The following is a 230-nucleotide window of genomic DNA, read 5'->3' on the forward strand; positions in this document are numbered from 1 at the left end:
AGTCCGAGCGGGGGGACATCGCCGGGCTCGCGCCGCTCAAGACGTTTCGCAGCCGCTGGCCCGCGAGCATCGGCGCGGTGCTGACACTCGCGATGATCGGCGGGCTGGCGCGCGAACTGTTCGGGACCGGACTGGCCGGACTGTCGCGATCGGTCCCGTCCGATCCGCGAGTCTATCTGTGCTTCGCGCTGCTCTACATGTCGCCGCCGACCGGGGACGATGTCATCTTC

The 230-nt window shown here is 69.1% G+C and carries 1 pseudogene; it reads left to right on the plus strand.

The features are described 5' to 3' along the window. A pseudogene (locus tag AC0CH3_RS18085) lies at positions 1-230 on the plus strand (hypothetical protein); the annotation flags it as partial.

This window comes from Sphingomonas sp. AC449, from assembly GCF_979253475.1.